The sequence below is a fragment of the Micromonospora sp. NBRC 110038 genome (genome assembly GCF_020884815.1).
GTDB classification, from domain to species: domain Bacteria; phylum Actinomycetota; class Actinomycetes; order Mycobacteriales; family Micromonosporaceae; genus Micromonospora; species Micromonospora haikouensis.
In genome coordinates this window covers 534378-560052 of the sequence record NZ_BBOL01000001.1, presented here as the reverse complement: position 1 = coordinate 560052, position 25675 = coordinate 534378, and the positions used below count along the sequence as shown (strand labels likewise).

Sequence of the window (25675 nt, the reverse complement as noted above, 5' to 3'; positions counted from 1 at the left end):
TCGGCAGCACGGAGGGCCGCTCGCTTGCCGCGCAAGGAAGGGCCCCGCTTGACGTCCACGGTCGAGAGGGGTTCCCCTCTCACCTCCCCGCGAAGCCCCCGGATCAGGGGTGCCGGCGGCGGGCGCTGGGCGCGGCGGGGCGGATGCGGCGCGGCTCGACGCGTACCGGACGGGTGGTGGCCTCCGGCGCGGCCGGCGGCCAGGCCGGCGGACCCGCAGGCGCCGACGACGCCGGCCCCGAGGGCGACGCCGGGCGGGCCGGGGCCAGGTCGGCGAGGGTGACCGGGCGGCGGGCCGGTGCCGGCCCCAGCGCGGGGCGGGGCCGCTCGGCCGACGCACCCACCGCGACCAGTTGCCGGTCGGCGACGACGGCCGGGGCCGGCACGGGGCGCGCGCCCAGCCCGCTGAGCGAGGTCACCCCGAGCCGGTCGGCGAGCACCGGGACCTGGTCGGGCTCGACCACGAAGACCACCTCGCGCGGTCGCGCCGGGCGCAGCAGCAGCGCGGCGGACGCCACCAGCAGGACGCCGAGGACGCCCAGCAGCCAGGCGGCCGCCGGGAACCAGTCGGCGGTCGCGCGCGCCTGGAGGGCGACCACCCCGAATCCCACGGTGAACCCGCCGGCGGCGTCGGAGTGCCGGGACAGGACGCCGAGCACACCCGCGGCCAGTAGCGCCGGGAGACCGATGGTGAGCAGCAGCATGCCGGCGAGCGCGCGAGCGATCCGCATCCGTGTCGTTCCCTTCCGTGGCCTGAGTACCCGGCCGACCTTACCGGCGCAAAAGGCGCAATCGGCCCGATATCAGCAGCAACGGCGTACGACGGGGGCCGGAAACGGGCCGGCCCGCCGGGTGGACCGGCGGGCCGACGGGCGGGAGCCCGGGGTCAGCTCGTCGCGGCAGGACTCCGCCGGGTGCGGGCGAACGCGAGCCCGCCGAGGACCAGCCCGGCCAGCCCGGCGACCAGCCCCGCGACGCCGAACGCGAGGCCCGCCCCGCCCTCGGAGTCGTCCTCGTCGTCCGCCGCCGCCGCGGGCGCCGCCGGAGCCGGGGCACCCTCCGTCGGGGCGGCAGCGGTCAGGGTGAGCACCGGGGCCGGGTTCTCCGGCTCCTCCGCCCCGGCGGTCGGCTCCTCGATCCAGCGCACCACCGTGCCGTCGGAGTAGGTCTGGAGCGCCTTGAACACCATCGTGTCCACCTGCGGCAGCGGCCCCATCGACACCGGGAACTCCTGGAACTGGCCCGGCTTCACCGCCGCGTCCCCGGTCGCCGTCCAGGTGATCTTCGCCACCGCCTCGGTGACCTCGCTGCCGTGCACCTGCACCGGCGGGTCGACCTTGCGCTTCTCCACCGCCACCGTCCAGCCCGGCACCGGCATCGTCGACACCGAGCCGACCGGCGCGTTCTCCGGCAGCACCACCTCGACCTTGGTCGTCGAGGCCTCGTCGCCCTCGTTCGGCACCCGGAACGCGAACCGGCCGTAGCCGCCCTGCGTCGCCTCCTTCGGGTTGACCGAGACGTGCGCCGAGGCGGGCGCGGCCACGCCGAGCACGACGGCGGCGACAGCGCCGAGGGCCAGGGCGGCGGCGGTTACGGAACGCCGGTGACGGAGCATGGGAATACCTTTCGTTAACGGATCGGCACGGTGGCGCTCACCGTGGCCTGGTCGATGTCCGAGATCCGGACGGTGAAGCGGAACTGCCACTCCCCCGAGGCGGGAAGGTTGATCTCCCCGGACGCGTGGTTGTCGGTCAGCGGCAGCAGCGGGATGTCGATCGGCTCGATGCCCGCCGACGGCAGCGCGGCGGTCGCCTTCCACTCGGCCACCGGCTGCGGCCGGTTGTCCGACGTGTACGCGTACAGGTGCATCGAGTTGTTGCCCCGCCCGGCCGGGTCCAGCTCCACCTGGAGCGAGTAGATCGGGCTGGACAGCGTGGTGGTGAAGAACGTGTCCGGCGTACCGGCCACCTCGGCGGCGCTGCGGGCCGGCGGGGTCTGCACCAGGGTCGCCGTCACGCCGAGCACCACGGCCGTGATCGCCAGCTCGACCCAGACCGCCCGGCGCACCGGGGCCGGGTGGGCCGCGGCGGTGCGCCGGCGCACCAGCGCCCGGGAGTACGCGGCCACGCCGATCACCAGCGCGAACAGCACGATCTTGGCCAGCACCAGCCGCCCGTACGTGGTGTCGACCAGGGCCGACGGGGTGGCCACCTCGATCAGCGCCTGCACGGTGCCGGCGAGCAGCAGCGCCGCGACCGACAGCGCCGCCCAGCGCGACCAGACGGGCAGGATCGCGCCCAGCTCCCGCTCGTCGGCCAGGCGCAGCAGGAAGCCGCCGAGCATCACCAGCCCGCCCAGCCACACGGCCATGCTGCCCAGGTGCACCGCGTCGACCACCACCGACACCGCCGGTGCGGGCGAGGCCGCCGGGTGCCCGGCCAGCGGCCAGGTGAACAGCGCCGCGCCGCCGAGGACCGCCAGGATGATCGCGTCGGTGCGCCCCACCGGGCCGGCGAAGAGCGGGCGGAGCAGGAACGCCGCCGCCGCGAGCAGGCCGAGCCGGACCAGGTGCGCCGTGCCGTACGTGCCGCCGAGCACGTCGCCGAAGCCCGCGCCGGTCACGTCGAACAGCCCGCCGCCGGCGGTGTAGGGCACCTGGAGCCACAGCTCGGCCAGCGTGGCGAACGCCAGCACACCGAGCCCCACCCAGGCGAGCCGGGCCGGGCCACGACGGTCGAGCCGGCGCGGCCACAGCGCGCCGAGCACCAGCGCGGGGCCGACCAGCAGGAGCAGGCCGGCGTAGCCCAGGTACTTGGCGACCTTGACGCCGGTCTCCACCACCGGGTCGGCCCGGGTGTCCGACCCGCTGTCCGTCGGCGGGGTCGACGGCGCGCCCACCGACCAGGTGAACGCGCCGGAGATCGGGTGGTTGTCCGCCGAGATCACCCGGTAGCTGATCAGGTACGTCCCGCGCCCCGCCGACGGGTCCACCGGGATGGTCACCACCGTGTCGGAGAACGACGGCTCGCCCCGGTCGGCCCGCGCCCCGTCCGGGGCGATCACCCGGATCTTCCCGGCCACCTTGCGCACCGGCTCGCTGAACGTCAGCACCACCTCGGACGGCGCGCTCGGCACCACGGCGGAGGCGGCCGGGCTGCTGCTCACCAGCACGGCGTGGGCGCTCGCGGGGGTGGCGGGGGCCAGCAGCAGGGCGACGACGGTGACGAGCAGACCGGCGAGCGCGCCGAGGCGCGCGAGCCGGCGGTGGGGCCGGAGAGTGGCAGCAGTCATGCCGGCCATGCTCGCCGATGAACCGGCCGATCGGCGAGCCCCAGCGGGCGGTTCGGCTCGCCGCCGACGCGCCCCAGGGCCCACAGCAGGCCCGCCTGCACGACGGCCGCCAAGTGCCCGGCCTCGTGCACCAGGGCGGTGGTCGAGTTGGCGATGTCCAGCGCGCTGGTGGCCGCCAGGCAGAGCGCCAGCACCAGGGCCACCGGCAGGAAGGCCCGGGCCCGCTCCGGCCGCCACGCCGCGAGGGCGAAGCCCACCGCGAGCGCCACGTCGAACGAGGCCATCTCCCGGCCGGTGTGCGCGTCCGCGCCCACCCCGAAGCCGCCGACCAGGACGGGCAGCGCCACGGCGAGCTGGGCGACCGCGGCCACCGCCACGGCCACCCGCAGGAGCTGGCGTCGGGCGCGCACGGTCGCGGCGGCGGCGGCCCGTGCCGTGGCCCGCTCGGCGGCGACCGCCGCCAGCACGGACGCGGTGAGGTCGGGCACCCGCACCGGGCGCAGCCGGGTGAGGCGGGTCACCTGCTCGGCGCTGGCCAGCCAGGACCGGCAGTCGGGGCAGGAGCCGGTGTGTGCGTCCAGCGCCGCCGGCGACGCCTGCGGGTCCTCGCCGTCGAGCCGCGCCGACAGCGCCACGCGGACGTCGTCGCAAGTCATAGGAGGGTGGTCGGGCAGCGCACCGAAAAAGTTCCCGGAGTGTGCCACGTCATCGGAAGGGTCGAAGGACCCTGCCCACCGCCGGCACGCCGCGTACCGTGGTCTGACGTGATCCCCGCGCCGCGCGAGCCCGCCGCCGACGGTCCCACCGACCCGGCCCGCGGTCGTGCCCCCGACCCGGCGACCGCACGCGAGCCCGACCCGGCGACCGGCTGGGCGCTGGCCGCGCGCGACGGCGACCCGGCCGCCCAGGCGGCGTTCGTCCGGGCCACCCAGGCCGAGGTGTGGCGGTTCGCCGCCGCGCTGGTCGACCCCGACACCGCCGACGATCTCACCCAGGAGACCTACCTGCGGGCGTTCCGGGCGTTGCCCGCCTTCGCGGGGCGGTCCAGCGCCCGCACCTGGCTGCTCGGCATCGCCCGCCGCGCCTGCGCCGACCACCTGCGCGTCGTGGTCCGCCGCCGCCGGCTCGCCGAACGGCTGGCCAGCCACGCCCACACCGACCTGCCGCACCCGGACCCCGCGGGGCAGCTCGGCGCGGCCGACCTGGTGCGCCGGCTGCCCGCCGAGCGGCGGGGGGCGTTCGTGCTCACCCAACTGCTCGGCCTGTCGTACGCCGAGGCCGCCGCCGTGGAGGGGGTGCCGGTCGGCACCATCCGCTCCCGCGTGGCCCGGGCCCGCCACGACCTGGTCGAGGCGGCCGGCGACGCGCTGGCCGGATGACCGGAAACGCCGGCCGTGACCGGGAACTCCTGCGCGACGGGGAACCTCCGTCGGGCCCGGGACGACCAATGACCGTGACCGCATCGAACACCGGGGCCGCCCGTTGGGCCGCCGTCCGGCCCTGGCTCGGCGTCGCCGCCCGGCTCGGCCTGGCCGCCGTCTGGCTGATCGCCGGCGGGGCCAAGGTCGGCGACCTGGCCGCCTCCGGGCGTGCCGTCAACGCGTACCAGGTCATGCCGTACGACGTCGCGACGGTGATCGGCGCGGCGTTGCCCTTCGTCGAGCTGGCCCTCGGGGCGCTGCTGCTGTTCGGCCTGGCCACCCGCCTGGCCGCCGGGATCTCGGCGACCCTGCTGGTCGTCTTCGTCGCCGGCATCGCCTCGGCCTGGTCGCGCGGCCTGGCCATCGACTGCGGCTGCTTCGGCAGCGGCGGGCAGCTCGCCGCCGGGCAGGCGCCGAGCTACCTCCCGGAGATCCTCCGGGACCTGGGATTCCTGGCCCTGGCCGGGTTCCTGCTGATCTGGCCCCGCACCCCCGTCTCCGTCGACGGCTGGCTCGCGGGCCCACCGGTGGAGGACGATGATGAGTAGTCGCAAGGGGCAGAAGGACGCCGCCCGGGTGGTCCGCGAGCAGCTGGCCCGGGAGCGCCGGCGCAAGCGCACCCTCTGGACGTCGCTGGTGGCGGTCGCCGTGCTGGTCATCGCCGGCGGGATCGGCTGGGCCGTCTGGTCCAGCCAGCGCTCCGACACCTTCACCGCCCCGCCGGGCGCGAACGAGGCCGGCACCGGCATCGCGTACGGGACGGGCCCGGTCACCATCGACCTGTACGAGGACTTCCTCTGCCCCGCCTGCAACCAGTTCCAGCAGACCAGCGGCGCGACGATCGACCAGCTCGTCAGCGAGGGCAAGGCGCGGGTGGTGTTCCACCCCGTGGCCTACCTCAACCGGTTCTCCACGACCGAATACTCCACCCGCTCCTCCGCCGCCTCCGGCTGCGCCGCGAAGGGCGGCAAGTTCCAGGAGTACGCGAAGGCGCTGTTCGCCAAGCAGCCGCCCGAGGGCGGCGCGGGGCTCAGCGACGACGAGCTGGTCGACATCGGCGCGGGCGTCGGGCTGAACCGGGACGACTTCGCCTCCTGCGTCTCCGACGGGACGTACAAGGCGTGGACCGAGCACGTCACCGACGACGCGAGCCGGGCCGGCGTCACCGGCACGCCCACCGTCAAGGTCAACGGCGCGGAGGTCGCCGACCGGTCGCCCGCGGGCCTCACGGCGGCGGTGGCGGCGGCCAGCAAGTGAATCCCGCCCCGCCCCGCAGCGCCGGGCTGGGCCGCCCGGCCGGGCTGGACCGCCGCGCCGGCGCGGCCGGGCCGGCCGTCGTCGCCCGGCTGGCCGGCGTGCTCGCCGGGCTGGCCGCCGTCCTCGCCACGGCGACGCCGGCCGCCGCGCACGGCGGGGAGTCACCCGACGGCACGGACTACCGGGCCGAGGTGACCGGCGTCGCGCCGGCCCGGCCCGGGTTGACCGCCCGCGTCGTGGAGGGCGGGGCGCGGCTGGAGCTGGTCAACCGCACCGGGCGGCCGATCGAGGTGATCGGCTACACCGGCGAGCCGTACCTGCGCGTCGGGCCGGACGGGGTGTACGAGAACAGCCGCTCCCCGGCGACGTACCTCAACCGGACCCTCGCCGGGGACACGGCCCTGCCCGCCCAGGCGGACCCGGCCGCCGCCCCGGACTGGCGGCGCGTCGGCGACGGGCCGACGGCCCGTTGGCACGACCGGCGGGCCCGCTGGCAGGAGTCGGCCCCGCCGGCGGCGGTGCGCGCCGACCCGACCCGTGAGCAGCGGGTGCGGGACTGGGTGGTGCCGCTGCGCGACGGCGCCGAGCCGGTGGAGATCCGGGGCACCCTCGACTGGGTGCCGCCGCCCGACGCGTACCCCTGGTGGGTGGCGGCCACGCTCGGCTTCCTGCTGGTCGGCTCCGCCGGGCTGCTGGCGGCCGGCACCCCGCTCGGGGCGCGGGCGCTCGCCGGCGCCGGCGCGGCGCTGGCGGCGGGCGGGGTCGCGGCGATCGTGTTCACCGTGGGCCGGGAGCTGGACGCGGGCGCCACGGGCGTCGGCGGAGTGCTGCTGGGCCTGCTCGGCGGGCAGATCTGGGCGCTGCTCACCGGCCTCGGCGCGCTCGCGGCGGGCGGGTACGCGCTGGCCCGCCGCCCCGCCGCCGACTTCGCCCTCGCGCTGGCCGGGGCGTGCCTCGCCCTGTTCGCCGGGGTCACCAACGTCGCCGTCCTCGCCCGCTCGGTCCCCCCGCTCCCCTGGCCCGGCGGGCTGGCCCGCACCCTGCTCGTCCTGATCCTGGCCACGGGGGCCGGCGCCACGGCGGCCGGCCTGCTCCGCCTCCGCGCCGCCGCCCACCCGGCCGTCCCCGCCCCGGCGGAGCCGGTCAGGGGGTGAAGCCGTAGGGCAGCTCCAGGCGGTGCGCCGCCAGCAGCTCCCGGTCGGCCAGCAGCTCCCGGGTGTCGGCGTCGGCGACGATGCGCCCGCCGTCGAGGATCACCGACCGGTCGCACAGCTCCAGCGCGTACGGCAGGTCGTGCGTGACCATCAGCAGGGTCACCGGCAGGCCACGCAGGATCTCGGCCAGCTCCCGGCGGGCCGCCGGGTCGAGGTTGGACGACGGCTCGTCCAGCACCAGGATCTCCGGGTGCATGGCCAGCACGGTGGCCACCGCCACCCGGCGGCGCTGCCCGAACGACAGGTGGTGCGGGGCCCGGTCCCGGTGCTCGCCCATCCCCACCGCCGCGAGGGCCTCGTCGACCCGGGCGGCCAGCTCGGCCCCGCGCAGGCCCAGGTTGGCCGGGCCGAACGCCACGTCCTCGGCGACCGTGGGCAGGAAGAGCTGGTCGTCCGGGTCCTGGAAGACGATCCCGACCCGGCGGCGGATCTCCGCGAGGGTGTCCCGGTCGCGGCTCACCGTCAGCCCGCCGACGCTCACCGCGCCCTCGGCGGCGGTGAGGATGCCGTTGAGGTGCAGCACCAGCGTCGTCTTGCCCGCGCCGTTGGGCCCGAGCAGCGCCACCCGCTCGCCGCGCGCCACGGTCAGGTCGACCCCGTGCAGGGCGACGTGCCCGTCCGGGTACGCGTACCGGACGCCGCGCACGTCCAGGGAGGGGGGAGCCGGGTTCTGCACGTCCCCGATCATGTCAGGGCGACGGCGGTCGCGGCGATCCCGGCCGCGACCAGCGGCACCGTCGCCCCGACCAGCCACTGCCCCGCGCTCGCCGCGCCCGCGCCCTGCCACACCGCCGGCATCCGGCCGGAGTAGCCGCGCGACAGCATCGCCAGGTAGACCCGCTCCCCGCGCTCGAACGCGCGCAGGAACAGCGCGCCGACCCCGGCGGCGAAGCCGCGCAGCTGCCACAGGAAGCGCGGGTCGTCGCCCCGGGAGACCCGGGCCACCCGCATCCGGCGGGCCTCGCCGACCAGCACGTCCAGGTAGCGGAGCATGAACGTGGCGATCTGGGTGACGATCTGCGGGCAGCGCAGCCGGTCCAGGCCGACGATCAGGTCCCGCGTCGTCGTGGTCGCGGCCAGCAGGAGCGACGCGAGCACCCCCAGCGTGCCCTTCGCGACGATGTTCCAGCCGCCGAGCAGCCCGTCGACGGACAGGGCCAGCCCGGCCACCTCGACCCGCTCGCCCGCACCGAGGAACGGCAGCGCGACCGCGAAGAGCACGAACGGCAGCTCGATCGCCGCGCGGCTGAGCAGCCAGCCCGGCCCGACCCGGGCCAGCGCGGCCACGGCGGCGACCAGCAGGGCGTACCCGCCGAACGCCCAGAACGCCGTGCGGGGGGTGGCCACCACGGCGAGGGTGAACAGCACCATCGCGGCGATCTTCACCTCCGGCGGCAGGCGGTGCACCGGGGAGGTCGCCTCCCGGTAGAGCACGTGCGCGTGACCGGCCCCCATCGTCGGGTCGCCTACCGGGACCGCGCGACGCGCGACGCGTCGGCGGCCGGGCTCTCTGCGGCCCGGCCCTGCGGCCGGTCGGCGGCCGGCTCGCCGCCGGACACGTCGGCCGTCGGCGGCTGTGGGCCGCGGCGGCGCAGCAGCCAGAAGACGCCGCCGCCCACGGCGAAGGTGAGCAGCACGCCGAGCACCCCGGACAGCCCGGTGGAGAGGAAGTCGTTGTCGAGGCCGCGGACGCCGTAGTCGGCCAGCGGGCTGTCAGCCAGCTCGTGGTCGCGCTCCTGCTGGGCGGGGCAGCTGCCGCCCGTGATCTCCCCCTCGGCGTCGACCGTGCAGCCCTTGAGCAGCGACGAGTCCAGCCCGTCGGGATGCGAGGAGGCGTAGTTGCTCACCACGCCCGCCAACAGCAGGGCGACCAGCAGCCCGCCGACGACGAAACCCCAGGGACGCTTGCTCATCGGGCACCTCCGGCGACCGGGACGACGGGAGCCGGCGCGGCCGGCCTGAGGGCGCGCAGCGCGTACACCAGATCGGGGCGGACCTTGGCGACGGTGACCACCGTGGTCGCGGTGATCAGGCCCTCGCCGATGCCGATGAGCAGGTGGACGCCGGCCATCGTGCCGGCCAGGCCGGCGAGGTTGCCGCCCAGGTCGGTGGTGCCGCCCAGCCAGTACTGGAGCACGAAGCCCTGGGACGCGACCACGACGCTGACCAGCGCCGAGACGAAGGCCGTCACGGCGAGGCCGGCCGGGGTGCGCGGCAGCACCCGCAGCAGCAGGGCGATCAGCAGGTACGCCGCCGCGGTGCCGAGGACCGCCATGTTGGTGACGTTCAGGCCGAGCATCGCCACCCCGCCGTCGCCGAAGACCAGCGCCTGCACGACCAGCACGACCGCCACGCAGAGCGCGCCGACCCACGGGCCGACCAGCAGCGCGGCGAGCGCGCCGCCGAGCAGGTGGCCGCTCACCCCGGCGGTGAAGATCGGGAAGTTGAGCATCTGGACGGCGAAGATGAACGCGGCGACGAGCCCGGCCATCGGGGCGAGCCGGTCGTCGAGGTCGCGCCGGCCGCGCAGCACGCAGAGGGTCAGCACGGCCAGGGCGAACGCGGCGAAGACGGCGGCGACCGGGCCGTTCACGATGCCGTTGGAGATGTGCATCGCCAGGGTTTCCACTCGACCTCCCGGAGGCCCGGCGGGAGCGTCCACGCCGGCTCGGCCCAGCCTATTTCCATGGATGGGCTGTTGCCAATCCCTGGCAACAGCGTCGAGGCGCTGATCACCGCCCGGCCGGGACCGCCGCGCGGGGCCGGGACGCGCGCGGGGCCGGGGCCGCCGCGCGCGCCCCGCCCGCCATGTCGGCGACATGGGGCCATCACCTACCCCGGGATCCCGCGATGTCGGCGACATGGCGGGCGGCGTCGGACCGGCAGCCCGGGGCGGCGTCGGACCGGCAGCCCGGGGCGGCGTCGGACCGGCAGCCCGGGGCGGCGGTAGGGTTCGGCCATGACCGCGCCAGCCCGCCTCAGCCCCGGTGACCCCGCGCCCGAGTTCAGCCTGCCGACCGACACCGGCGAGACCCTCTCCCTGGCCGACCTGCGCGGCCGGACGGTGATCCTGTACGCCTACCCCGCCGCGATGACCCCCGGCTGCACCAAGCAGGCGTGCGACTTCCGCGACTCGCTCGCCTCGCTCCGGTCCGCCGGCTACGAGGTGGTCGGCATCTCGCCGGACAAGCCGGAGAAGCTGGCGAAGTTCCGCGAGCGGGACGCCATCACCTTCCCGCTGGTCGCCGACACCGACCGGGCGGTGCTCACCGCCTACGGCGCGTACGGCGAGAAGCAGTCCTACGGGCGCACGGTGACCGGGGTGATCCGGTCCACCTTCGTCATCGACCCCGACGGCAAGATCGAGCGGGCGCTCTACAACGTCAAGGCCACCGGCCACGTCGCCAAGCTGCGCCGCGACCTCGGCCTCGACTGAGCAGCCCGGCGGCCGGGTGACCCGGCGACGCCCCCGCCGGAGGCCCGACACCCCCACGCCCCGCGCCGCACGTCGGGTCACAACGGCAAGCAGCGAGATGGCCGGGGCGCCACCCGCCGTCGATACTTTCCTGGTAGCGATCAGACTACGGCCGGTCACGCCGGGGATCGCGGGCCCGTCGCACGTGGGCACCGGGACGAGGACGGCTGCCGGCATCCGCGCGGGGAAGGGGCAGCTGTGGACTACGCCGAAATCGTGCACCTGGTGAACACCGATCCGGTGGCCCAGACGTTGCTGGAGTCGCCGGTCGCGATGCGGCTCGGCTACGTGGGCCTGGACGGTCACCCGCGCACGGTGCCGGTCGCGTACCTGTGGAACGGCGAGGCGTTCCAGTTCGCCAGCCCGACGACCGCGTACAAGGTGCGGGCGATCGCGGCGCATCCGCAGGTCTCCTTCAGCGTCGACACGTACTCGGCGGAGGTGCGGCGGAAGGTCGCGGCGCAACTCGGCCCGACCGTCTCCGACTACACGCCCGTCGTCATGCTGGTGCGCGGCACGGCGTCCATCGAGGTCCACCCCGGGGTCCCGGACGTGCACGTCAAGGCGTCCTGGCGGATGTTCGCGGACAAGAGCCTGGCCCCGGGCTGGGAGCAGCAGAAACGCGCGCACACGACCGACATGGCGGTGATCACCATCAAGCCGACCCACGTCACGCTGTGCGACTTCGTGACGCGGTTCCCGCCGCCGGTCGAGATCAACGCGCCCGCCCACGACCCGGCGCACGGCGGCAGCGGCGGCGCGCCGGTCCCGGTCACCTGAGTCCGGGCGGGATCCGGGCGGTCCGCCTGCCGGACGGTGCTAACACGAGGGACGCCGAACCCTCTAGACTCCTCGGGCAGGCGGGAGTGGTGGAATTGGGTAGACACGCAGGATTTAGGTTCCTGTGTCCGTGAGGACGTGGGGGTTCGAGTCCCCTCTCCCGCACCACGGGTTCCATCACGCGCGTCATCGCGGTCGACGGGTCGGTCGATGCTCCGGCCGGCTCCGTCGCGACCCGCCGGCCCCAGTAACCCGTCCGGCACCTGGTGCGGCTGTTGTGCGTGTCACGATCGTGCGGCCGGCGGGTGACGGCGGGGCCAGGATGGCGACGTGAGCCTGCGTTTCGTCCTCGACCCCGACCTCACCGCCGAGCTGCGCGCACAGATCGTCGCCCTGTGGGTGGACGTCACCAACGCCGGCGGCGCGGTCGGCTTCGTGCCGCCGGTCACCGCGGCCGACGTCCGCCCCGTCGCCGAGGCGACATTCGCCGGCATCGTCGGCGGCCCGGACCGGCTGCTCGTGGGCTACGACGGTGACCGGCCGCAGGCCGTGCTGGTCTTCGCCGACAACCGGTTCGACCTCAAGGCCCACTGGTGCGTGCTGAAGCGGGTGATGGTGCACCCGGGCACGCAGGGCCGGGGGTACGGGTCGGCGCTGATGCGGGAGGCGGAACGGCTCGGCCGGAAGCTGGGCCGGGAGGCGCTGCACGTGACCGTGCGGGGCGGGCTGGGACTGGAGCGGTTCTACACGCGGCTCGGGTACCGGGAGGTGGGCCGGCTGCCGGGGGCGCTGCGGGTCGCCCCGGGCGACGACCGCGACGAGATCCTGATGTGGCTGGACCTCACCGCCGGCGGCCCCGCTCCTGGGAAGGCGTCGCGGTAGTCCGATCAATGGCCGGTTGCGGTGCAATCGCGGCGGCGTGTCGGGTAGCGGAGCCAGCCAACATCCCCGCCCGGCCAGGTGGGGACGCCGACGAGACTCCGGGTCAGTTGCCGCAGCCGGCGGCGGGCGCTTCGGCGGCGAGCGGCACGACGGGCGCGTCCGGGGCCGACGGGCTGGATGAGGCCGGGGCGGCCGACGGCGACGGGCGCGGGGACGTCGCGCGGGGCGTCGGCGAGGCGCTGGGCCGGGGCGACGCCGAGCGGGCGGCCGGTCGACCGCCGCCGGCCGGCGCGCCGCCGCCGTACATCCTGACCGTGCCGCGCTGGACCTGCCCGGGTGCCAGCCGGATGCCGCCTGCCGTGACGCGGTGGCCGTAGACGTCGGTGACCCGGATCGAGTACGGGCCGGGGCCGGCACCGGACTCGATCAGCCAGTAGTTGTAGTCCTGCCGGGCGGCGGCCCGCCACCCGCCCGAGTCGCCCTGGCGCACCTCCACGGCGCGCAGCGGGTTGCCGTGGTCGGCGACCAGCACGGCGAACCAGTACCGCGAGGCGCCCTCCTTGATCCGGAACGTGAGCGGGCCGGGCAGCGGCGGGTCGACCACCGCGCGGTAGCTGACGGAGACGATGCCCTGCACCGGGTCGGCGATCCGCGCGAACGCCTCGCGGGAGAGGTCCAGGTGACCGGGCGCGCACTCGGGGCACTGGTCCATGACGAGGACGCGGACCGTGCCCTTCGGGCCCGTCACGTCGAGGTGGCCACCGCAGGCCGCGCCGGCGGCGTACTCCGTCGGGCCGAGCGCCACGTAGAGCCGGTTCGCCGGGGCGCTCGGGTAGGAGCAGTTGCCGCCGGCGCCTTTGGAGTCGTAGAAGGTGGCCTTGCCCTTGTGGACGGTCCCGCCGACCGGCGGCGCGGCGGCGACCGGCGCGGCGACACCGAGCGGGACGGCGGCGGGCGGGGCGGCGCAGGCCGGGGTGGCGCCGGCGCGCAGGGCGAGGGTCAGGCCGAGGACGCCGGCGAGGACGGCCACCCCACCGGCGGCGAGCCAGCGGGACCGGCCGGGACGCGGGGCGCGGCGGCGGCCGGGGCCGCCGGCGGGATGGGGGGCGTCCGTGGGCGCGCTTCCGTCGGTCACGCCGGTCGATGCTGCCGGACCCCCGGCGTCGGGGACAAGCCGGCTAAGCCAAAGCTAAGACGCCGGGCGTCACCAGGCGGCCCCGATGCCGTCGCCCGGATACCAGTGCCGGGCCGGGGTCTCCCGGTAGGCGAGGAACCGCCGGCCGGTGCGTTCGGCGTGCTCGGCGAGGACGTTGGTGGTGGTGACGTTGTCGGTGAGCAGCAGCGCGCCGGGGGCCAGCTTCGGCTCGACGGCGTCGAACTCGCGCTTCTCGTGGGCACGGCTGTGGTCGCTGTCGTGCAGGAAGAGGTCGACGGGCCGGTCGAGCGCGCCGATCGAGGCGACGGAGTCCCCGACCACCAGGTCGACGACCCCGGACCAGGGTGCGGTGCGGGCCAGGTAGCCGGCCTCGGGGTTGATGTCCAGCGAGGTGACCCGGCCGGGGTGGCCCTCGTCGGCGTTGCGCAGCAGGGCCGCCGCCAGCACGCAGCTGCCCAGCCCCTTGTCGACGCCGGTCTCCACGACGTGGGCGGGACGGGTGGCGCGGACCATCGCGTACCAGCCGATCCGGCGCGCGTAGCGGACCTCGCGGTCGGCCAGGCCCCGGCGGGACGCCTCCGCGGTGGCCCGCTCGATGTGCCGGCGCAGCTCGTCGTCGCCCTCGATCTCGGCGAACCAGCCACGCACCCGGCCCACCGGCACGTCGCAGACGACGCTGACGAACCAGGACAGGTGGTGCCGGCTCAGCTTGGTCAGCTCGTACGTGTAGTTGTGGTGCTCCCGGGAGGTGACCAGCCAGCGGGCGGAGGCGCGCAGCACCTTGGCGTCGTGCCGGGCCACCCGGGCGAGCCGCTTGGGGAAGGCGGCGACCGGGGCGAGCCGGGTGCGGGCGATGGCCCGCCGGAGCTTCGTTGCGTCCACGGGAGGGTTGTACCAGGTCCGGGGAAACAACGGGTGGCGAACTTCACGGTCGCCCGGCCCCGGACCGGCCGGTACGGGCACGTGCGGGGCGCGGCGCGTCGATAGCATCGCCGCCATGTCCCGTCCCGAGCAGGTGGCCGCACCGACCCCGGGCGGCCCGCCCGACCCGCCCGCCGCAGCGTCCACGCCGGAGGGTGCCGGGGCGCGCCCGAAGCGCCGCCGGTGGGGGCGGATCGCGCTGGTCGCGCTGCTCGCCGTGGTGCTGCTGGGCGCGGGTGGCGCGGTCGCCGGGGCGCTGTGGCTGCGGTCGGTGGAGCGCGGCGTCGACCGGGTCGACGCGTTCGCCGAGGTGCCGGAGCAGGAGCGGCCGGCGGCGGTGGCCCGGGGCGCGCTGAACGTCATGGTCCTGGGCAGCGACTCGCGGGACCCGGACGGCACCCAGGGGTCGCGCACCGACACGATCATCGTGGCGCACCTGCCGAAGGACCGGTCGAGCGCGGAGCTGATCTCGATCCCCCGGGACACCTGGGTCCCGGTCCCCCGCTCGGCCGACGGCCGGCACGGCGGCCGGGAGGCGAAGATCAACGCCGCGTACGCCTGGGGCGGGGTGCCGCTGATGGTGCGGACGGTGGAGCAGTTCACCGGCGTCCGCATCGACCACGTGGTGCTTGTCGACTTCGCGGGGTTCCGGGAGATCATCGACGCCCTCGGCGGGGTCGAGATCACCTCGGAGAAGACGTTCACCTCCATCCACCCGCCGTTCCGCACCTTCCGGCAGGGGCCGCAGCTCATGGACGGCGAGACGGCGCTGGACTACGCCCGACAGCGCAAGCAGTTCGCCGACGGCGACTTCGCCCGGATCCGGCACCAGCAGCAGGTCATCAAGGCGATCCTCGACCGGGCCGCGTCCGGCGGCATCCTCGCCAACCCCGGCCGGCTCAACGCGTTCGTGCGGGCCACGTCGGATTCGGTCTCCGTCGACCGGGGCATGTCGCTGCTGGACATGGCGACCCAGCTGCGCGGGCTGCGCGGCGGCAACCTGTTCTTCTTCACCTCGCCCAGCCGGGGCACAGGCACCGTCGGCAGCGAGAGCGTCGTCTTCGCCGACGACCGCCGGGCGCGCACCCTCTACGACGCCGTCCGCCGCGACGCCGTCAAGGAGATCGTCGCCGCCGGCTCGTGACCGCCCCGGCGGAAGGGGTGGACCGGCCGGAAAAGGTGGGGCTGGGCCTACCCTCGGAGTGGACCCAGCCGGCTGGGTCGGCCGCTGCCGCCGCCCTAGCGTGACGGCATGACGACGAACCGATCCCCGCACCTGGCGGCGGCGCTGCGCCGCCCCGGATACCTGGTCTCCTGGTGGCCCTGGCGGGCCCTGGCCTACGCCGGCACGACCGTGCCGGTCGCCGGGGTGCTGGCGCTCGGCCTCGGCGTCGTCGTGGCCCCGGCGGTGGCGGTGCTCAACGCGGTCCGCCAGGGTCGCCCGGTCGAGCTGCCCGTCGTCGTCTTCCTCGCCGTGGCGGGGCTGGCCCTGGCTGCCGTGGCCCCGCTGGTGAGCGCCCCGGTGGCCGGGTTCGAGCGGTGGCGCCTCGGCGTGGTCGACTCCCGCCCGCTGCCCGCCCGGCGGCCGTTCTCCGGCGACGTCGTGGGCACCCTGGCCGCCCGGTACACCGACGCCGCCGCCTGGCGGGAGGTGGCGTACGCCTGCTGGCTGGGCGCGGTGGTGCCGGCGGCGTACTGGACGTTCGCGGTGCTGGCCCTGCTCGACCTCACCCTCCTGGCCAGCCCTTGGCTGGTCGACGGCACGAACGACGTCGTCGTGGTGTGGACGACGGTCGACACGCCCCGCGAGGCGGTGCCGTACGCGATCGGGGCCGCCCTGTTCCTGCCCGTGCTCTGGTATCTGGCCGGGCTGCTCGTCGCCGGCCAGGCCACGGTCGCCCGCCGGCTGCTCGCCGGCCCGCCCGCCGAGCCGGCGGCGCTGCGCGAGGTCACCCGCTCCCGGGCCCGCCTCGTCGACGCGTACGAGGCGGAACGCCGCCGCATCGAACGCGACGTGCACGACGGGGCGCAGCCCCGGCTGACCAGCCTCACCGTCCAGCTCGGACTGGCCCGGCTCGACGTACCCGACGACTCGCCGGCCGCCCGGCCGCTGGCCGTGGCGCACGAGCAGGCCAAGGAGCTGATGGTCACGCTGCGGCAGATCGCCCAGGGCATCCGCCCGCAGCAGCTCACCGAGCTCGGCCTGGCCGGCGCCGCCCGGCAACTGGCCGGCGAGGCCGCCATCGGAGTGGACGTGCACGCCGACCTGCCCCGGCCGGTCCCGGAGCCGGTCGAGACCACCGCCTACTACGTGGTGTCCGAGGCGCTGGCCAACGTCGCCTCGCACGCCGACGCGGCCCACGCCGAGGTGCGGCTCACCCAGACCGACCGGCACCTCGTCGTCGAGGTCGAGGACGACGGCCGGGGCGGCGCGGACCCGGCCCGGGGAACCGGGCTGACCGGCCTCGCCGACCGGGTCGCGGCGGCCGACGGGCGGCTGCTGCTGGCCAGCCCGGCCGGCGGACCCACCCTGGTCCGGGTGGAGCTGCCGTGCCGACCGTGACCCGCGTCGTGCTCGCCGAGGACGAGGTCCTGCTCCGGGAGGGCCTCGTCGCCCTGCTGGGCCGGTTCGGCTTCGAGGTGGTCGCCGCCGTCGGCTCCGCTCCGGCCCTGCGGGACGCGGTCGAGGCCCACCGGCCGGACCTGCTCGTCACCGACATCCGGATGCCGCCGCACCACCGCGACGACGGGCTGCGCGCGGCGGTCGCCCTCCGGGGCGGCCGTCCCGGGCTCGCCGTCGTGGTGCTCAGCCAGTACGTGCAGTCCGAGTACGCGTCGGCGCTGCTCGACAGCGGCGACGGCCGGCGGGTGGGATACCTGCTCAAGGACCGGGTGGCCGACGTCACCGAGTTCGCCGGGACCCTGCGCCGGGTCGTCGACGGCGGCACCGCCATCGACCCCGACGTGGTCCGGCACCTGCTGCACCGCCCGCGCGACCCGCTGGCCGCCCTGACCGCCCGGGAACGTGCGGTCCTCGCGCTCGTCGCCGAGGGGCACTCCAACGCGGCGATCGCCGCGCGGCTGCACGTCACCGAGGCGGCGGTCGGCAAGCACGTCGGCAACATCCTGGCCAAGCTCGACCTGCCGCCCAGCGACGACACCAACCGCCGGGTGCTGGCCGTCCTGGCCTACCTGCGCGGCACCCCGTCCTGACCGGCTCCGCCCCGGTCGCGCCGCCGGGGCCGGGGAACGTCGGACCCGGTCCGTAGGCTGCCGCCCATGCCCGACGACCTGCCCCGGCTGCTGGCCGCGCTGCCCGCCGGAAAGCTGCCCCCCGGCCGCCTGATCACGCCGCAGGCGGGCGGGCCGCCGCGCTACTGGCTGAGCGACGCTGCGGCCGAGCCCGAGATGTGGGCGCAGTTCCGGCGCAACCACCCCGGCACGGGGCTGTGGCCGCTGCTGCTGAGCGGCCTGGGCGGCCAGCCGCACCGCCCCTGGGTCGACGGGGAGGTGGCCCCGGCCCGCCGGCCGCCACGGGGCGGCCACGACCCGGCGGAGCTGCTGGCGCACTGGTGGGACGGCTGCGTGTCCGAGGACGACGACCCCGAGCTGGCCGAGGCCACCGCCCCGTTCGGCCGGCACTGGCCCGGCCTGGCCGCGTCCGGCGAGCCGGGGGAGCCGGCCGGCGACGTCGCCGACGACCTGGTGGACTTCCTGCTCAGCGACACCGAATACCTCGGGGAGACCCGGCTGGGGCTGGTGCCGGCCGCCGGCGGCGCGGACGCGCCGGCCGCCACCGGCTGGACGGGGCCGGTGCACCACCTCGACGCCGGTGGCCAGCTCACGGCGGTGCTGCGCAGCTGGGCGGAGCGCTTCGGCGCGCTGGTGGTCGGGGTCGGCTTCGACACCCTCCACCTCAGCGTGGCCGCCCCGCCCACCACGCCCGAGCACGCCCTGCGGGTCGCCGCCGAGCACCTCGCCTTCTGCCCCGACAACGTCCGGCAGGGCAGCGGCTCGCTGGCCGCGTACGCGGAGGAGATCCGGGGCATGCAGAGCTGGTCGTTCTGGTGGGACTGACCGTCGGCGGCCCACGTCCCGCGCGGCGTCAGCCGCCGGTGCGCCGCCGGGCCACCAGCTCGTCGAGCAGCGCCGCGTGGGCCGGCTTCGGCCGGAAGTCGGCGTCGAAGAGGCAGGCCGCGCCGAAGCCGACGTGATAGCCGGGGATCCAGCTGCGGGCGTCGGTGAAGCCCCACACGGTGACCGATGCGCAGGCGGCCACGTCCAGGCAGGCGCGCAGCACCTCCCGGTAGACAGCCGCCTGGCGGCGCAGCCCCTCCGCCGTCGCGGGGAGCCGCACCCGCACGTCCAGCTCGGTGACGGCGACGCGCACGCCCAGCGCGGCGAAGCGGCGCAGGTTGCCCCGGACGTCCTCGGGCGGACGCTCGGCGTCCAGGTGCCCCTGGAAGCCCACCCCGTCGACCGGCACGCCGTCGGCCCGCAGCCGCCGCACCAGGTCCAGCAGCGCGTCGGCCTTCGCGGTCCGCCCCTCGGTGCCGTACTCGTTGACGAACAGCCTGGCGTCGGGGTCGGCCTGCCGGGCCCAGCGGAACGCGTCGGCGACGTAGCCGGGGCCGAGCTTGCGCAGCCAGAGGGTGTCGCGCAGGGAGCCGTCCTCGGCGAGCACCTCGTTGACCACGTCCCAGGCCCACACCCGGCCCCGGTAGTGCGCGACGACGGCGGTCACGTGCCGGCGCAGCACCTCCCGCAGCCGCTGCGCCGGCCAGTCCGGGGACACCCAGTCCGGCACGTCGTTGTGCCAGACCAGGGTGTGCCCGTAGACGGCCTGGCCGTTGCGGCGGGCCAGGTCGACGATCTGGTCGCCGCCGGCCCACGCGTACACGCCGGGCGAGGGCTCCAGGTTGCGCCACTTCATCGCGTTCTCGGCGGTGACCGCGTTGAACTCGGCGGCGAGGACCCCCGGGTAGGCGGGGTCGAGGTTGAGGCCCCTCGGGTCGACGGCCGTGCCGATCAGCGTCCCGGCCGGGGCGAGGCCGCGCAGCGTGCCGGCCGCCGACGGGGTGTAGGCCGGGGCGGACCGGGCTGCCCCGGCCCCGCCCGGGTCCCCGGCGCGGCCGGTGCCGACGGCGGCCATGCCGGCGAGCAGCACGGTGGCGACGACCAGCGCCGCCGCCACCAGCAGGCCGGCGGCGGTGAGCGGGCGCGGCCGGGTCACCGCCGGAACCGGCCGGGGCCGGGTGGGCGCGCCGGCCACGGCCCCGGCGTCGTCAGGGTGGGGCAGCGACGCCCGATCGAGGCTCCGGCCGCCGTCACCCACGGGCCCAGGGGGCGGCTGTGAAGTTGCGCCGGGCGCGCTCGGCGTAGATCGCGCGGGGCAGCTCCGGCACCTCCTCGGTGGTGAGCAGGCCGGTCAGCGTGCGGGTCACCGCCGCCGCGTCGCCGGGCACCCGGGGCGTGCGCAGCGCCGCCGGCTGCCCGATCTCGTCGAGGAAGTCGTCGCACTTCTGCTGGTACGGCACGAGCGTGAACGGTACCCCCGCCAGGTAGGCGAAGACGGCCCCGTGCAGCCGCATGTGCAGCCCGAGGTCGCAGCGCTTCATCTCGTCCCAGCAGGCCCGCACGCCGTCGCGGGCGGTGACGACCCGCACGTCGCAGTGCCCGGCGACGGCGGCCCGCAGCCGCTCGCCGACCCGCTCGTCGCCGTGCAGCGGGTGGGTGTTGAACACGAACACGGTGACGTCGACGGGCTCGGCGCGCACCAGCGTGCGTACCCCCTCGACCAGGGCGTCCTCGCGGCGGCGCACGTCGGCGTCGGCGGCCTCGTGGTCGACGCCGAGCAGGGTCACGCCGAGGCGGGCCCGGCCGGTGGGGCGCGGCCGGCGCGGCGGGACCGGCTCGCCGAGCGCCTCGGGCAGCAGGCCGGCGAGGTCACCGGCGGGCACCAGCACGCCCGGGTAGCCGGCCCGTTCGAGGACCTCGGCGGAGGCGATGTCGCGTACGCCGATGAAGGCGACCCGGCGCAGGACGCGCAGCAACCGGCGCTCGGAGGCGGCGGAGACGAACGGGCCGACGGAGACCCCGACGGCGGCCATCGGGTGCCCGGACACCCCGGAGAAGAGCGAGAAGACCTTCTTCTCGCTCAGCGGCCCCATCTCGCGGAACACCGACCCGCCGCCGAAGACCAGCATGGTGGAACGGCGCAGCAGGGCGGCCTTGTTGAGCACCCAGCCGGCCCGGTCGGCGGTGCCGCGCGAGCGGTACCAGCGCGGGTCCATGCCGGTGCGCTCCGGCGGCAGGTCCACCATGGGCGGCGCGGCGAAGACGGGCTCCTCGGCTCCCCAGTAGACCCGCGTCGCCCAGTCCATGACGACGCAGAACGCGTTGTCGCCGACGTTCTCCATGCCGTAGTAGCCGACGACCAGGGGCCGGCGGGCCACGGCGGCCGGCGCGGGACGGGTGGGTGCCGGTTCAGGACGCACGGGGAGCCTCCCTGCTCAGGCGCCTGCGCAGGTCGCGCCAGGTGGGCAGCGGGGCGTCGCCCACGACGCCCCGCCGGGCGGCGACCCAGAGCAGGCAGCAGAGTACCGCCTCCGCCAGCACGGTCGCCCCGGCGGCACCGCGCACGCCCCACACCGGGACGGCCACCGCCAGCGCCGCCAGCAGCACCACGGCGCCCGCGGCCTGGTACACCACCTTGCGGCGCAGCAGCCCGCCGCTGGTCAGCAGCGCGGCCACGGCGGCGCCGCCGAACCGGAACGGCACCGCCAGCGCCAGCACCGCCAGCACCGGCGCGGCGTCGCGGTATGCCGGGCCGAACACCAGCGGCAGGGCCACCAGGCCGCCGACCGCCACCGCCGCCGCGACGACCGCGCCGAGCGCGACCATCCCGGCGCTGCCCCAGCGGTACGCCAACAGCACCGCCTCGGCGTCCGAGCCGGCCCACCGGTGCAGCTTGCCCAGCAGGTACTGCTGGTAGACGACCCGGGGGACCAGGTAGACGGCGGTGAGCACGGCCATCGGCACGGCGAGCAGGGCCGCCTCCGCCCCGCCGAGCAGCTCGGCGGCGAGCACCGTGCCGAAGTGGATGCCGAGCAGGTAGCAGACGTTGCCGAGCACGTACGGGGTGGCCGCCCCCAGCAGCTCGCCCGGCCGGGGGCCGGCATCGACGTCCCCGGACCGGGCGGCGGGGGCGGCGGGGGCCGGGTGGCCCTCCAGCGGCATCGCGCCGCGCCGGAACTCGCGGGAGGCCAGCAGGCAGGCGGCGACCGTCGCCACGGCGACGACCGCGTACCCGGCCGCCGCGGCGACGACCGACAGCCCGGCCGCCCAGACCGCCGCGGTGACCAGCACCCGGCCCAGGTGGGGGGCCAGCTGGAGGGCGGACAGCCCTCGGTAGTCGCCGCGCAGCTGCCGCACCGAACCGGCCAGGGCGAGCGCCGCCTGGGCCACCACGACGGTGGCGAGCAGGGCCCGCACCGCCGCCGCCGTGGTGTCGGGCAGCTCGGCGACGCTCCAGGCCAGCACGCCGAGCAGCAGCGCCGCGCAGGCCGCGCAGGCCAGCCGCAGCGACGGCCCCACCCAGCGGTACGCCCGCGCGCCCTCCTGCCCGAACACCTGCAACCACAGCTCGGACACGCCGAAGACGGCCACCGGGGCGGTCAACGACACCACGGCCAGCACGGCGGTGAACGAGCCGAAGTCCTCCCGGGTGAGCGTGCGGGCGAGCAGCACCTGGCTGCCGAACGCGGCGACGGTGACGCCGGCCTGACTCAGCCCCAGCAGGCCGACCTGGGCCAGCATGGTGGCCGCCCGACCGCCCCCGGGCTTCGGGTGCGGCCCGGGGCCGGAATCCGGCTCCCGCCCGCGCTGCGGCTCTCCGCCGCGCCCCGAGTCAACGGCCGAGGCTGACAAGCCACTTGCCCGTCTCGCTGAGGGTGCGCAGCGCCTTGATGCCCAGCGCCACGCCGGGTGCCCGCGACGGGCGGTACATGTCGACCAGCCGGAACCAGAAGACCAGCCCGCCGAGGCGGCCCCGGGTGATGTTGCCGTCGTGCCGGCGGAACCGGACCACCGGGTGGGGCAGGTGCCGGGGGTGCACGCCGGCGCGCAGCGCCCGCAGCATCAGCTCCACGTCCTCGAAGAGCCGGAAGCTCTCGTCGTACCCGCCGATGTGCTCCAGCACCCGCCGGTCGATGGTGGTGCCGGAGTGCTTGAACGGCAGCCGGGGGCGGGTCAGCACGCCCAGCAGCATGGTGCGCGCCGAGGCGTACTCGGGCAGCCGGATGCGCCGGGAGGCGTCGCCGCGCACCTCGTGGTAGTCGACGTAGACCCAGCCGCCGCCGGTGGCGGTGAGCAGGTCGTGCAGCCGGCCCAACGCGTCGGCGGAGAGCTCGTCGTCGGAGTCCAGCACCGTGATGTACCGGCCGGTCGCGGCGCGCAGGGCGACGTTGCGGGCCCGGGCGATGCCGCTCGGCGGCAGGCTGAGCACCCGGACCCGCCGGTCGGCGGACACGCCCGCCTCCGCCAGGACCCGGGTGACCGGGACGGCCGAGCCGTCGTCGACGACGACCAGCTCGAAGTCGCGGTGATGGTTGGCGAGCACGCTGCGCACGGCGTCGACCAGCAGTTCGGCGCGGTCGCGGACCACGATGCAGACCGAGAACGTCGGCACCACGGCCGCGTCGTCGCCCGCGTGCGGTGCCCCGTCCGCGTCCTGCTCACCCTGGACGGACGCCGGCAGTGGATGCCTCATCGAGCCGCCCCTCCTCCCCCCGTTCGACATCGGCCGTGACCGTGTCGTCGCCCGACGGCGCGCCCGGCGCGCCGCCCAGCGACAGGATCACCAGCTGCCCGAAGAGGAACAGCCACATGAAGTACGGGTACGCCATCGGCTTCTGCGTGAGCCCGAAGAGCACGAAGACCGCGTACAGCACGCCGAGCGCCCAGCGCTGCGCCGGATCGACGCACCGCCGCCGGACGACGACGTAGAGGCCGGCGACGATCCCGACGACCGCGACGAGGCCGACGACGCCCCAGACGACGAGGACGCGCAGCAGGTCGTTGTGCATGTCCCACGGCTCGTAGCCGAACCCGAAGAGCCAGACGTCCGGCGTGGACCGGTGCAGGACGCGGGCGACGTCGTTCCAGATGGCACCCCGGCCGTGCATGAACGTGTCGGAGCGCACGTCCAGCGAGCCGACCTCGGTCAGCGCCACCCCGGCCCGTTCCCGGACGGCGTCGCCCGCGAGCGCGACGGCGACCCCGCCGGCCGCGACCAGGCCGGCGGCCACGGCCACGACCCGCCGCCGGCCGACGCGGGTGCGCAGCGTGGCCCGCAGGGCCCCCAGCCGCCGCGCCTCGAAGGCGGCCACGATCACCAGCAGGCAGCCGATGGTGAGCCGGTGCAGCGACACCGCGCCGGTGGCCACGAAGAGGCCGACCAGCGCGTACCGGCGCAGCGGGGTCAGGCGCAGCCGGCCGCCGGGCAGCCCCAGCCGGTCGCCGAGCACATAGCAGAGGAAGACCGAGAACATCAGCAGCCGGCCGAGCGACATCGGGTGGTAGTAGCCCCCCGACGCCCGGCCGATCTTCTGGCCCGGCAGCTCGAAGTAGAACGAGTAGGGCACGACGCCGGCGACCTGGAGCCAGGCCAGCGCGCAGTGGACGACCGCGCCGGCCAGCACGACGGCCGCCACCACGGCCAGGCGGCGGACGGGGAACCGGGCCGGGCGCATCAGCGCCATCCCGATCAGCGCCACGGGGGCGAAGCTGACCAGCAGGCGCACCGCCTCGGCGGGGATCGCCGTGGCGGGGTCGAGCCGCGGGCCGTAGATGGGGTAGCGGCGGATGTCGAACAGGGCCAGCAGGTCGGCGCGCGGTCCGGCCGCCAGGTAGCTGAACCCGGAGACGACCAGCAGCAGGGCGAGGGCGAGCAGCATCGCCTGCACGGGGCGCGGCGGCAGCCGGCGGGCCGCGAGCACCGCCGCCGCGAGGGCCGCCAGCATGCAGCCCGCCCCGACGGCGCTGAGTAGGACGCCCAGGTCGACGCCGCCGCCCGCGTCCCGCTCGCCGATGTCGAGCAGGGGCTTGACCGCGATCAGCGCCAGCGCGGCGGTGGCGAGGTGACCGGCGGCCCGGTCGAGCCGCTCCGGCGCGCCGCCCCGAAGCCGGGTGCCGGGGGCGGTGAGCGGCGCGGGACTGTCCACCTTGTCCAACCGTCGGTAAGGAGCAAAACACCAGGACGATACCAACGCGGGGGCCCCGCCCGCTGACCCCACGGCCGTCCGGCGGGGCGCGCGGGCGACGCGACCCCGCCTTGCGGCGCGGTGTCCCGTCCGGCAAGCTGGTCAGCCGTGTCGAGCCCCCCACCCCGCCCCGGCCCGATCGGTGTGGTGATCGCCGCCCACGACGAGGCGAACGTCATCGGCGGCTGCCTGGACGCGCTGCTCGCCGACGCGGGCACCGACGCCGGCGTCGAGCTGGACGTCGTCGTGGTGGCCAACGGCTGCACCGACGACACGGCGCGGGTGGCCGCCGCGCGGCCCGGCGTACGGGTGGTGGAGCTGGCCGAGGCGGGCAAGGCGGGCGCGCTGAACGCCGGGGACGCGGTGGTGCGCGGCTTCCCCCGGTTCTATCTGGACGCCGACGTGGTCCTCGGCCCCGGCGCGCTGCGGGCGATGGCCGCCGCGCTGACCGCCCCGGTGGACCCGCCGCTGGCCGTGACGCCCCGCCGGGAGATGGTCACCACCGGCCGGCCGCTGCTGGTGCGCGCCTACTACGCGATCAACACCCGGTTGCCGATCTTCGCGGACGCGCTGTTCGGCCGGGGTGTGCTGGGCGTGTCGGCGGCGGGACGGGAGCGCTTCGACCGGTTCCCGGCGGAGATCGCCGACGACCTCTTCCTGGACTCCCGGTTCGCCTCGGCCGAGAAGCGCGAGGTGTCGGCGGTGGCGTCGCTCGTGCAGACCCCCCGGACGCTGCGGGACCTGGTCCGCACGCTGGCCCGGGTGCGGGCCGGCAACGCCATGCTGCGCGCCTCGCATGCCGGGATCCGGCCGTCGGTCCCGTCGTCCTGGCTGCGCGACGTGGTGCTGCCCCGCCCCTGGCTCGCGCCGGCCGCCGTGGTCTACGTGGCCGTCACGCTCGCCGCCGCGCTGCGCGCCCGCCGCCACCCGCGCGGCGCGTGGGGCCGGGACGCCTCGACCCGCTGACCGCCCTGGCGCGACGGCACGGGGCGCGGCCGGCACGGCGGCGCGGCGGGC

27 protein-coding genes and 1 tRNA gene are annotated in these 25675 nt (G+C 76.4%); 13 read left to right on the top strand and 15 right to left on the bottom strand.

Annotation, left to right across the window (positions count from 1 at the left end; translation table 11 throughout):
* Nucleotides 1-103: 103 nt before the first annotated feature.
* From LPU61_RS02375 to LPU61_RS02360, 4 genes are all read right to left on the bottom strand, one after another.
* Complete coding sequence (locus tag LPU61_RS02375) at nt 104-730, bottom strand: hypothetical protein (RefSeq protein WP_043962209.1); 627 nt, start codon at nt 728-730, stop codon at nt 104-106.
* Nucleotides 731-885: 155 nt separating this feature from the next.
* Nucleotides 886-1614, bottom strand: a complete 729-nt coding sequence (locus tag LPU61_RS02370) for a YcnI family protein (RefSeq protein ID WP_229403943.1) — start codon at nt 1612-1614, stop codon at nt 886-888.
* Nucleotides 1615-1628: 14 nt separating this feature from the next.
* A complete protein-coding gene (locus LPU61_RS02365) occupies nt 1629-3290 on the bottom strand; it encodes a copper resistance CopC/CopD family protein (RefSeq protein WP_229403942.1) in 1662 nt (553 codons plus the stop codon).
* Nucleotides 3287-3946: a zf-HC2 domain-containing protein gene (locus tag LPU61_RS02360; RefSeq protein ID WP_082106217.1), complete on the bottom strand. Its 660-nt coding sequence runs from the start codon at nt 3944-3946 to the stop codon at nt 3287-3289. Before LPU61_RS02360 ends, LPU61_RS02365 begins: the two co-directional genes overlap by 4 nt.
* Before the next feature lie 108 nt (nt 3947-4054).
* Between LPU61_RS02360 and LPU61_RS02355 the strand changes: the two genes are divergently transcribed.
* The 4 genes from LPU61_RS02355 to LPU61_RS02340 all read left to right on the top strand — a co-directional run bounded on the left by LPU61_RS02355 (nt 4055) and on the right by LPU61_RS02340 (nt 7122).
* Entirely contained in the window at nt 4055-4669 is a 615-nt protein-coding gene (locus tag LPU61_RS02355; protein WP_043962206.1) for a sigma-70 family RNA polymerase sigma factor, read from the top strand.
* A gap of 68 nt (nt 4670-4737) precedes the next feature.
* Complete coding sequence (locus LPU61_RS02350) at nt 4738-5259, top strand: MauE/DoxX family redox-associated membrane protein (protein ID WP_043962204.1); 522 nt, start codon at nt 4738-4740, stop codon at nt 5257-5259.
* Complete coding sequence (locus LPU61_RS02345) at nt 5252-5968, top strand: thioredoxin domain-containing protein (RefSeq protein WP_043962203.1); 717 nt, start codon at nt 5252-5254, stop codon at nt 5966-5968. Before LPU61_RS02350 ends, LPU61_RS02345 begins: the two co-directional genes overlap by 8 nt.
* Nucleotides 5965-7122 (top strand): hypothetical protein, encoded by a 1158-nt coding sequence (locus tag LPU61_RS02340; protein WP_229403941.1) that lies wholly within the window; start codon nt 5965-5967, stop codon nt 7120-7122. Before LPU61_RS02345 ends, LPU61_RS02340 begins: the two co-directional genes overlap by 4 nt.
* Here the strand turns inward: LPU61_RS02340 and LPU61_RS02335 are convergent.
* Genes LPU61_RS02335 through LPU61_RS02320 form a run of 4 tightly spaced genes read right to left on the bottom strand, consistent with a single transcriptional unit; the run spans nt 7112 to nt 9811 of the window.
* Complete coding sequence (locus LPU61_RS02335; RefSeq protein ID WP_229403940.1) at nt 7112-7870, bottom strand: energy-coupling factor ABC transporter ATP-binding protein; 759 nt, start codon at nt 7868-7870, stop codon at nt 7112-7114. The two genes, LPU61_RS02340 and LPU61_RS02335, sit on opposite strands and share 11 nt — an antisense overlap.
* Nucleotides 7867-8637: a cobalt ECF transporter T component CbiQ gene (gene cbiQ, locus LPU61_RS02330; RefSeq protein ID WP_043962201.1), complete on the bottom strand. Its 771-nt coding sequence runs from the start codon at nt 8635-8637 to the stop codon at nt 7867-7869. Before cbiQ ends, LPU61_RS02335 begins: the two co-directional genes overlap by 4 nt.
* An 11-nt stretch (nt 8638-8648) precedes the next feature.
* The gene (locus tag LPU61_RS02325) at nt 8649-9095 is read right to left on the bottom strand and encodes a PDGLE domain-containing protein (protein WP_229403939.1); all 447 of its coding nucleotides are present in this window, start codon (nt 9093-9095) and stop codon (nt 8649-8651) included.
* Nucleotides 9092-9811 (bottom strand): energy-coupling factor ABC transporter permease, encoded by a 720-nt coding sequence (locus LPU61_RS02320; RefSeq protein ID WP_043962199.1) that lies wholly within the window; start codon nt 9809-9811, stop codon nt 9092-9094. Before LPU61_RS02320 ends, LPU61_RS02325 begins: the two co-directional genes overlap by 4 nt.
* A 330-nt stretch (nt 9812-10141) precedes the next feature.
* On the opposite strand from LPU61_RS02320, the gene bcp reads away from it, so the two are divergent.
* The 4 genes from bcp to LPU61_RS02300 all read left to right on the top strand — a co-directional run bounded on the left by bcp (nt 10142) and on the right by LPU61_RS02300 (nt 12319).
* Nucleotides 10142-10618 (top strand): thioredoxin-dependent thiol peroxidase, encoded by a 477-nt coding sequence (gene bcp / locus LPU61_RS02315; RefSeq protein WP_043962198.1) that lies wholly within the window; start codon nt 10142-10144, stop codon nt 10616-10618.
* Between the two features lie 237 nt (nt 10619-10855).
* Nucleotides 10856-11437, top strand: coding sequence for a pyridoxamine 5'-phosphate oxidase family protein (locus tag LPU61_RS02310; protein WP_043962197.1), 582 nt, complete (start codon nt 10856-10858; stop codon nt 11435-11437).
* An 80-nt stretch (nt 11438-11517) separates the two neighbouring features.
* Nucleotides 11518-11605: transfer RNA gene (locus LPU61_RS02305), tRNA-Leu, on the top strand.
* Between the two features lie 162 nt (nt 11606-11767).
* The gene (locus LPU61_RS02300) at nt 11768-12319 is read left to right on the top strand and encodes a GNAT family N-acetyltransferase (RefSeq protein ID WP_229403938.1); all 552 of its coding nucleotides are present in this window, start codon (nt 11768-11770) and stop codon (nt 12317-12319) included.
* 103 nt (nt 12320-12422) lie between these two features.
* Here the strand turns inward: LPU61_RS02300 and LPU61_RS02295 are convergent, their stop codons facing one another.
* Nucleotides 12423-13454 carry an expansin EXLX1 family cellulose-binding protein gene (locus LPU61_RS02295; protein ID WP_229403937.1) on the bottom strand — a complete coding sequence of 344 codons (1032 nt, stop codon included), beginning with the start codon at nt 13452-13454 and terminating at the stop codon, nt 12423-12425.
* 69 nt (nt 13455-13523) lie between these two features.
* The gene (locus LPU61_RS02290; protein WP_229403936.1) at nt 13524-14357 is read right to left on the bottom strand and encodes a class I SAM-dependent methyltransferase; all 834 of its coding nucleotides are present in this window, start codon (nt 14355-14357) and stop codon (nt 13524-13526) included.
* Nucleotides 14358-14472: 115 nt separating this feature from the next.
* Here LPU61_RS02290 and LPU61_RS02285 point away from each other — a divergent pair, with 115 nt between their 5' ends.
* The 4 genes from LPU61_RS02285 to LPU61_RS02270 all read left to right on the top strand — a co-directional run bounded on the left by LPU61_RS02285 (nt 14473) and on the right by LPU61_RS02270 (nt 18473).
* Nucleotides 14473-15540 (top strand): LCP family protein, encoded by a 1068-nt coding sequence (locus LPU61_RS02285; protein WP_082106216.1) that lies wholly within the window; start codon nt 14473-14475, stop codon nt 15538-15540.
* A 108-nt stretch (nt 15541-15648) separates the two neighbouring features.
* Nucleotides 15649-16959 (top strand): histidine kinase, encoded by a 1311-nt coding sequence (locus LPU61_RS02280; protein ID WP_043962192.1) that lies wholly within the window; start codon nt 15649-15651, stop codon nt 16957-16959.
* The gene (locus tag LPU61_RS02275; protein ID WP_043962191.1) at nt 16947-17609 is read left to right on the top strand and encodes a response regulator transcription factor; all 663 of its coding nucleotides are present in this window, start codon (nt 16947-16949) and stop codon (nt 17607-17609) included. Before LPU61_RS02280 ends, LPU61_RS02275 begins: the two co-directional genes overlap by 13 nt.
* A 66-nt stretch (nt 17610-17675) precedes the next feature.
* On the top strand, nt 17676-18473 hold the full coding sequence (locus LPU61_RS02270; RefSeq protein WP_229403935.1) for a DUF4253 domain-containing protein: 798 nt from the start codon (nt 17676-17678) through the stop codon (nt 18471-18473).
* 28 nt (nt 18474-18501) lie between these two features.
* On the opposite strand, the gene LPU61_RS02265 is transcribed toward LPU61_RS02270, so the two are convergent.
* The 5 genes from LPU61_RS02265 to LPU61_RS02245 all read right to left on the bottom strand — a co-directional run bounded on the left by LPU61_RS02265 (nt 18502) and on the right by LPU61_RS02245 (nt 24619).
* On the bottom strand, nt 18502-19629 hold the full coding sequence (locus LPU61_RS02265; RefSeq protein WP_229403934.1) for an endo-1,4-beta-xylanase: 1128 nt from the start codon (nt 19627-19629) through the stop codon (nt 18502-18504).
* Nucleotides 19630-19723: 94 nt separating this feature from the next.
* Entirely contained in the window at nt 19724-20893 is a 1170-nt protein-coding gene (locus tag LPU61_RS02260) for a polysaccharide pyruvyl transferase family protein (RefSeq protein WP_144420193.1), read from the bottom strand.
* Nucleotides 20883-22214 carry a lipopolysaccharide biosynthesis protein gene (locus LPU61_RS02255; RefSeq protein WP_229403933.1) on the bottom strand — a complete coding sequence of 444 codons (1332 nt, stop codon included), beginning with the start codon at nt 22212-22214 and terminating at the stop codon, nt 20883-20885. The genes LPU61_RS02260 and LPU61_RS02255 overlap by 11 nt, the downstream gene beginning before the upstream one ends.
* Before the next feature lie 91 nt (nt 22215-22305).
* Complete coding sequence (locus tag LPU61_RS02250; RefSeq protein WP_229403932.1) at nt 22306-23166, bottom strand: glycosyltransferase; 861 nt, start codon at nt 23164-23166, stop codon at nt 22306-22308.
* The gene (locus LPU61_RS02245; RefSeq protein WP_229403931.1) at nt 23132-24619 is read right to left on the bottom strand and encodes a hypothetical protein; all 1488 of its coding nucleotides are present in this window, start codon (nt 24617-24619) and stop codon (nt 23132-23134) included. The genes LPU61_RS02250 and LPU61_RS02245 overlap by 35 nt, the downstream gene beginning before the upstream one ends.
* Before the next feature lie 147 nt (nt 24620-24766).
* Here LPU61_RS02245 and LPU61_RS02240 point away from each other — a divergent pair, with 147 nt between their 5' ends.
* Nucleotides 24767-25624 (top strand): glycosyltransferase, encoded by an 858-nt coding sequence (locus LPU61_RS02240; protein ID WP_043962186.1) that lies wholly within the window; start codon nt 24767-24769, stop codon nt 25622-25624.
* Nucleotides 25625-25675: the final 51 nt, after the last annotated feature.